The organism is Bacteroidales bacterium, assembly GCA_018334875.1.
Classification (GTDB): domain Bacteria; phylum Bacteroidota; class Bacteroidia; order Bacteroidales; family UBA12077; genus JAGXLC01.
Map to the genome: position 1 here is coordinate 21,120 of JAGXLC010000020.1, position 8,074 is coordinate 29,193.

Annotated in this window: 7 protein-coding genes; 6 read left to right on the plus strand and 1 reads right to left on the minus strand. The window is 40.4% G+C overall.

Annotated features, from left to right (window positions below):
• Entirely contained in the window at window positions 1-996 is a 996-nt protein-coding gene (locus KGY70_03340; GenBank protein MBS3774200.1) for a dihydroorotate dehydrogenase-like protein, read from the plus strand.
• A gap of 5 nt (window positions 997-1,001) precedes the next feature.
• Here the strand turns inward: KGY70_03340 and KGY70_03345 are convergent, their stop codons facing one another.
• Entirely contained in the window at window positions 1,002-1,835 is an 834-nt protein-coding gene (locus KGY70_03345) for a CPBP family intramembrane metalloprotease (GenBank protein ID MBS3774201.1), read from the minus strand.
• 134 nt (window positions 1,836-1,969) lie between these two features.
• On the opposite strand from KGY70_03345, the gene KGY70_03350 reads away from it, so the two are divergent.
• The 5 genes from KGY70_03350 (at window position 1,970) to KGY70_03370 (ending at window position 7,768) form a co-directional block, all read left to right on the plus strand.
• Window positions 1,970-3,166 (plus strand): FprA family A-type flavoprotein, encoded by a 1,197-nt coding sequence (locus KGY70_03350; protein MBS3774202.1) that lies wholly within the window; start codon window positions 1,970-1,972, stop codon window positions 3,164-3,166.
• Between the two features lie 227 nt (window positions 3,167-3,393).
• Window positions 3,394-4,005, plus strand: coding sequence for a SagB/ThcOx family dehydrogenase (locus KGY70_03355; protein ID MBS3774203.1), 612 nt, complete (start codon window positions 3,394-3,396; stop codon window positions 4,003-4,005).
• A gap of 3 nt (window positions 4,006-4,008) precedes the next feature.
• Window positions 4,009-5,184, plus strand: a complete 1,176-nt coding sequence (locus KGY70_03360; protein MBS3774204.1) for a PatB family C-S lyase — start codon at window positions 4,009-4,011, stop codon at window positions 5,182-5,184.
• 104 nt (window positions 5,185-5,288) lie between these two features.
• Window positions 5,289-5,660, plus strand: coding sequence for a protease inhibitor I42 family protein (locus tag KGY70_03365; GenBank protein MBS3774205.1), 372 nt, complete (start codon window positions 5,289-5,291; stop codon window positions 5,658-5,660).
• Window positions 5,661-5,737: 77 nt separating this feature from the next.
• Window positions 5,738-7,768: a thioredoxin domain-containing protein gene (locus KGY70_03370; protein ID MBS3774206.1), complete on the plus strand. Its 2,031-nt coding sequence runs from the start codon at window positions 5,738-5,740 to the stop codon at window positions 7,766-7,768.
• Window positions 7,769-8,074 lie beyond the last annotated feature (306 nt).

Sequence of the window (8,074 nt, forward strand, 5' to 3'; positions counted from 1 at the left end):
ATGGCTGATTTACAGACAAGATACCTTGGTTTAAAATTAAATAATCCTATTGTCGCAGCAAGTTCCGGTCTTACCAATTCCCTGAAAGACATTAAGGAATTTGAACAAAACGGAGCCGGAGCCGTGGTATTAAAATCCATTTTTGAGGAAGAAATACGAATACAACTCGAAAGGGATCAGGAAGATATGAACAAGAGTTCGTTTTTGTATCCCGAAACCCTGGAATTTTATGACAACTTTGCTTCTGATGATTCTTTAACAAGTTATTTGGGGATGATTACTGAGGCAAAGAAGGAGGTATCCATTCCCATTATAGCTTCGGTTAATTGTGTTACTTCTGAAAAGTGGCCATTTTATGCTCAATACCTGCAAGATGCCGGTGCTGACGCCCTGGAGCTGAATGTATTTCTTATGCCTTCGGATTTTGGAAAAACATGTGATGAACGGGAAAGAGAATATTTTCAGATCGTTGAAGAGGTAAAGAAATATGTTAAAATCCCCATCTCGCTCAAGATTAGCTTTTATTCCAACAATCTGGGTTCACTCATTCAGGAACTTTCATATTCAGGTATTGACGGGCTGGTGCTTTTCAATCGCTTTTACAGTCCGGATATCGACATCAATAAATTGAATCTGCTATCCACCAATGTACTGAGCAAACCTTCCGAAATAAGTATGCCCCTCAGATGGATCGGTATTATGGCCGACCGGGCGGAATGTGATCTGGCCGCTTCAACGGGCATCCATCACGGCAATGGTGTTATCAAACAACTCCTTGCCGGTGCACAAGTGGTAGAAGTAGCTTCCACCATCTACATGAACGGCAAATCCCATATCCGTACTATGCTCAATGACCTGGAAACCTGGATGGATGAAAAAGGCTATAAAAATATTAATGAATTCAGGGGGTTATTAAGCACCAAAAAATCGGAAAACCCTGCTGCTTATTACAGAATGCAGTTTATGAAGTTTTTTTCAGGGAAAAAGCCTTATTAAGCCCTTTATTGATCGTTAAACTCTCCTGGTAAGGTTTTGACCGGGAAGATACGCGCGGAAAACATAAAAAACAGCCCCAGCAATAAAACACTGACGATAATGAGTGTATAGTACCCCGAAGAACCGGTAAAGACATCCCTGAGGCTTGCCTCCATGACGGGTTTATCTGTAAAATAGAGGAACAGGTAGCTTATCAGATTGTTGACAAAATGAATGAAAACGGAAAGTGTTATGTTTCGGGTTTTATAATAAACCCAACTGATAAAGATCCCCATAAAGAAAGCACCTATAAACTGCCAGGGATTCATATGAGCCACACCAAAAAGGAAATTGGTCCATAATATGGCTTTTACCGGCGAATAATTTCTTAGGAAACCTTCCAAAATAATTCCCCTGAATATCAATTCTTCTAAAAGCGGAGCTAATATAACTGCGGTGATAAAAGCCGGAATGCTTTTACTAAACAGGGTTTCAAACAGGTCATGGTATCGATCGGGTACAGGGAACAAGTTGGTAAGGGGATCAATGACGATAATCACCAGTACAGTGAGCATTAAAATAATGACGTAATCTCCGGAAGTGACTGTATGATTTCTGAATGCGGGTTTACTGGCATAAACCCTGGTTTTTACCTGTGTTGCTATTAACAATGTGCCCCCTGCCGCTACCAAATAACCCAGCAACATCAGAATATCCATCATCAGCTTAGTTCCGGATAAATTTCCGACTGACACCAGCATCCCTGTAATAAAGGATAAAGCAATAAATGTCAGAACAATATGAAAGCCTTGAGGAATTTTTGGATAATACCAGGAATTGCTGTTTGTAGGTGTTTCCATCGGCACTGTAAGTAAATTCGGATTTATGGGGCCAAAAATACATAAAATGACATGTATAATAAAACCGTTTGTCAAACATTCCTCCTTAATTTATTTATTTTTGTCGGATAATAATCCTAAAAAAATTTAAAAATATGCATTATACGGTAAAAGTCAGTGACAACGTACATTGGATAGGGGTAAATGACCGAAAAACAGATCTTTTTGAAAATCTGTGGCCCCTTGACAATGGAATATCTTATAATTCTTACCTGATCGATGACGAGAAGATAGCCCTGGTCGATACAGTTCATTTCAGTTCTGCCGAAGAATATATCGATAAAATCAGAAGCATCATTGGCGATAACCGGCAGGTTGATTACCTCATTGTAAATCATATGGAGCCCGATCATTCCGGGGCCATCAGGAGCCTTGTGGAAAAGTATCCCGGTATTCAGATTGTAGGCAATCTTAAAACATTTAAAATTTTGGAAGCTTACTACGGATATAAGGACAATTTGTACGAGGTTAAAAACGGGGATGAACTGGCACTGGGTAAACATACACTGAAATTTATTTCCACTCCATGGGTTCACTGGCCTGAAACCATGATGACGTATGATCAGACCGATAAAATTCTTTTTTCCGGGGATGCTTTTGGCAGTTTTGGCTCCCTCGACGGAGGAATATTCAATGATGAGATCAATTTTGAATTCTATGAAGATGAGATGAGGCGTTATTTTTCAAATATTGTTGGAAAATACAGCAATATGGTTCAAAAAGCATTTAAAAAGCTGGAAGGGTTTGATATACAAATGGTAGCCGCCACCCATGGTCCTGTTTGGCGTAACGATGTCAATAAAGTTCTTTCTCTTTACGACCGCTGGAGCAAGTTTGAGACAGAGACCGGTGTGGTGATTGTCTTCGGATCGATGTACGGCAATACCGAAAAAATGGCCGATTATATTGCCCGCAAGATATCCGAACGGGGAATTAAAAACATCCGTGTACGGGATGCTTCCAAAACCCACCTCTCACATCTGATCAATGATGTATGGCGGTTTAAAGGTGTTATACTTGGTAGTTGCGCATACAATGGCGGATTGCTCCCAACTGTGGAACATTTTACCCGTACCATGGAACAGATTGGTCCTAAAAACCATTATCTGGGGTTGTTTGGTTCCTATAGCTGGACAGGCGGAGGTGTTAAAGCACTGAACAAATTTGCAGAAAATATTGATTGGGAAATGGTTGGCGATCCGGTGGATATAAAAGGCGTTCCCGGAGATGAAGCTTTTGCCGGGTGTGAAAACATCGCCAATGCTATGGCAGATAAATTGTTGCAGGATTAGTGCTTGAATTTTTTCATTTTAGTGTAACAATTTATTAAAGGTTAAAATTTCAAAAACCATGCATCATTCATTATGAAAAAAGAACTGGTTTTTGAAGTCAACGCCCGTGATGAAAAAGATGTAATTGGCGAAGGTACACACGTTCGATATATCATCAACAAGGAAAAATTTTTGTCGAATCTAAATGATTATTGATTATGAAAAGATTAACGCTGATTTCCGTATTTATGTTATTGGTATTTGGTCTGAACCATTTACAGGCGCAGGAAATCAAACAATTGCCTGATCCTCAAAAAAGGGGAGGCAAACGTCTAATGAAAGCATTGAATCAAAGGCAATCTTCCCGGACCTTTGCAGATAAAGAAATGGATGATCAAATGCTTTCCAACCTGCTTTGGGCTGCCTTTGGTATAAACAGGCCGGAATCGGGAAATCGCACTGCACCATCGGCACATAATGTGCAGGATATAGAAATTTTTGTTACTACTGCTGACGGGGCTTATCTTTATCTTCCGGAACAGCATGCATTAAAACGCATTACCGAAAAAGATGTCCGCGCCGATATGGGGTCGCAGGATTTCGTGGAAAACGCTTCGGTAAACCTGGTTTATGTATCAGATTTTTCAAAATACTCTGATGGAAGTGAGCAGCAACATATGGTAACTGCCTCCGCCCATAGTGGATTCATTGGTCAGAACGTTTATCTTTTTTGTGCTTCGGAAGGGTTAAACTCTGTTTTTCGGGGTGCCATCAATAAGGATTTAATTGCAGAAACCCTGAATCTGGAGGAGAATTTACATATTATCTACAGCCAGTCGGTTGGATTTTCTAAAAAATAATATATGCCGTATAATTTTGATGAACGCATACCCAGGGCTAATACCAACAGCGTTAAATACGACCTGAGAAAGAAGTTGTTCGGAAGGGAAGACGTGCTTCCAATGTGGGTGGCTGATATGGATTTCAAGGTGCCGCCTTCCGTTTCAGAAGCCATTATGGAAAGGGCCCGCCATGAAATTTACGGATACAGCATTAGACCCGAGTCTTTTTATCAATCGGTAATGCGCTGGACGAAAAAAAGATACAACTGGTCCATATCGCGCGAATGGATGACTTTTACCCCCGGGATTGTACCCGGGGTTAATTTATCCATCATGATCCTCACCGAACCGGGCGATAAGGTGATGATTCAACCTCCTGTTTATTTCCCTTTTTTCCAGGCTGTTAAAAAAAATGGACGGCAATTGGTGGAAAACCGCCTTCTTCTTCGCGAAGGAAGATATCAAATCGATATGGAGGATTTTGAAGAACAGCTCAAATCAGGGGTAAAACTTTTTATCCTTTCTAATCCTCATAATCCGGGTGGATCGGTATGGACCCGCCAGGAGCTGAAAACAATGGGAGAGCTTTGCTGTAAATATGGGGCTTTAATTATAGCCGATGAAATTCATTCCGATATTGTATTTCCGGGGCATGTTTACACACCAATGGCTTCCATCAGCGAATCTATTGCCTGGAATACCCTGACTTTTCTGGCTCCAAGCAAAACTTTTAATATTGCCGGATTATCCACCTCTATTGGCATCATTCCAAATAGAAAACTCAGGGGTTTATTCAATGAGATGATTGAAAGAATACACCTCTGGCACGGGAATATTTTTGGCAATGTAGCTCTGGAAGCCGCTTATAACTATGGAGAACAATGGCTGGATGAATTGCTTGAATATCTGGCCGGCAATATAGAGCTCATCAGCGAATACATGGACACACGTATTCCCGGAATGCACCTTATCAAACCTGAGGGCACTTATCTTGCATGGCTGGACTGCAGGGAATTGCCAGTAGAAAATAACCGGATCAACAGTTTTATGGTAAAAGAAGCCGGGGTAGGAATGAATGAAGGATCTTCTTTCGGGGAAAACGGAGCAGGGTTCCAGCGGTTGAATTTTGGTTGTCCGCGGCAAACCCTGAGAACTGCTCTTCAAAATATTGAACAGGCTGTAAAAGGGATTCAATAAAAGCTGTCCTTTTCACAGAAAATTGTATTGTGCCATAAGCTTTGCCTTATGGCATTTTTTTCATTAAATTTATACGTTAATCAGAAACGAATAATTTACATTTTATGAAACATTCCATTGATCTCCTGGTTTTTGCAGTGTTATTGGCAACTTCTTCCTGTGCCGGTATTCAATTTGACCGGCAATATAAAGTTAACAAAGGAGAAGAATTTGTTATTAACCTAAAAACCAATCCTTCTACTGGATATACCTGGATGATAGAGGAAGGCCTTTCCGATTCCCTGGTAATCTTACAGGGCGAAGAATATGTACCGGACGAAAATCCCTCAGGTAAGCCCCGTTTAGGTTCCGGAGGGATTAAAAAATGGCATTTTGAAGCCGTAAAAGAAGGCAAAACCCTCCTGAAATTTATTTATAAAAGGCCCGGTACCGAAGAAACCAGTGAAATAAAACAGTTTCAGATCATGGTAAAATAATCCTTTAGATTACTTGTCTGTCAACATTTATTTGATCTAAATTGTTATAATAACAATAAGACAAAAACAGACAAGCTATGGATGGTACAACAAAACAAAATAAATTTACCAACCGGTTAATTTATGAATCAAGCCCTTACCTTTTACAGCATGCAGATAATCCTGTTGACTGGCATCCCTGGGGTGATGAACCATTTGAAAAAGCCCGGAAAGAGAACAAACTTGTTCTGATCAGTATTGGATATGCAGCGTGTCACTGGTGTCATGTAATGGAGCATGAATCATTCAGCGACCAGGAGGTGGCCAGGATGATGAATCAGAATTACATATGCATCAAAGTAGACAGGGAAGAAAGACCTGATGTGGACAGCATTTACATGGATGCGGTTCATATCATGACCGGATCGGGAGGCTGGCCCCTTAATTGTTTTGCTTTACCCGACGGCCGACCGGTATACGGTGGTACTTACTTCAGAAAATCCCAATGGAAACAGGTGTTGATGCATCTTACCGATACATACCGGAAAACACCAAACAAGCTGGAAGTACAAGCCAATGAAATTAAAAAAGGCGTCCAAAACATCCAGCCAATGGAAACTGTAACCACCCTACCGGATTTTCAAACGAAAGAACTGAAAGAAAGGGTGGACACGATAAAGAGATATCTGGATGATGAATTTGGGGGAATTAAAGGCACTCCTAAATTTCCCATGCCGGTATTCTATCAGTTTCTGCTGAAACACCACTTTCATACCGGTGAGCAAGACCTGTTGGATCATATACTTTTTACCTTGAAAAAAATGGAAGAAGGAGGAATCTATGATCATCTGGGGGGTGGTTTCGCCCGCTATTCCACGGATAAGGAATGGATGGTGCCCCATTTTGAAAAAATGCTCTATGACAATGCTCAACTTGCTGTTTTATATAGTCAAGCCTATCTTTACACCAGGCAAGAACATCTGAAAGATACGGTAACCGAAACACTCGATTTTCTTCAAAGGGAAATGATGTCAGAAGAAAACCTGTTTTATTCTTCTATTGATGCTGATAATGAGGAAGGAGAGGGGGCTTATTATACCTGGAGTAAAGAAGAGGTTGAGTTTATTCTTCATTCTAAATCAGATATTTTAAGTGATTATTTTGGTATTCAGCGTAATGGCGACAGGAATAGTAGAAACGTGATATCCAAAAACATGAACATTGATGCTCTTGCCGAAAAGTATAACCTCTCCTATAGCAAAGTGCAGGAAATCGTCAACCAGGGTAAGAAGACTATGTGGGAACGGAGGAAGAAGCGGTCCAGACCCGCCACTGACAAAAAGGTCATCACTGCCTGGAATGCTTTGGCCATTAAAGCATTCATTCATGGATACAGGGCAACCGGCAAAAGTAAATATCTCAGGATAGCCCTTACCAGTGCCGAATACCTTATCGGTTATCAACTACGGAGCGATTACCGGCTGAAGAGAATATACATTGACGGGAGATCATCCGTAAACGCATTTTTAGACGATTATGCCTATTTAACGGAAGTTTTGCTGGAACTTTTCCAGATTACCTTTGACGGAAAATGGGTGGACTGGGCCTATAAATTAACCGAGTTTGTTCTGCGTAATTTTACCGATGCACGAAACCACCTGTTTAATTACGTTGCAGAGCCTGACAAGCAATTAATCTCCAATAAAATTGAGGTGATGGATGCAGTGTTGCCTTCTTCCAATTCTGTATATGCAAAAAATCTGTTCATTCTGGGTCAATATTTGTATATCGATTCATACATTGAACGGGCCAGAAAGATGCTTGCTGCTGCAAACACGATGATACCGAGAAATCCATTATACTTCTCCAACTGGTTGAGCTTAATGATTTGGTTTGTCTATCCCCCTTATGAAATATCCATAGTTGGCAGAAAATCCGAAGAATACAGGAAAAGATTTGAAAATATATATCATCCGGGTGTTATTCTGGCCGGAGGTACCCACGAGGGCAACCTGCCTATTCTGAAAAACCGGTTCAAACTTGGTAAAACCCAGATATATATTTGTAAAGGTCAGGTTTGTCAAAAGCCATTAAACAATGTTGAAGAAGCCTTAAAAAAAATTGTTTAATCTTTTTAACCCGAATTATTAACAAATAATTCTGACGCTATTGAAAAACCTGGCTTTTTGCTTCAAAAAATTTCGCAAAAAGCCGGTTTTTCTAATGCGGGGTTACCTGCATCTACCCCTCAATCCATCCCGCATTCAAAAACTTTCCCGCTTACCAGCGGGATTCGTTTTTGAATAATGCAGATTAAAAATTTGCATGCTTTTTTAAAAAACTCTTACTTTGGGCCGCTAAAATAAATAAGTGGCTCATGATAAATCGAAAGATTGCCAGAATTATTTCCGGTTTTTTTGCTGTTATATTTTTGC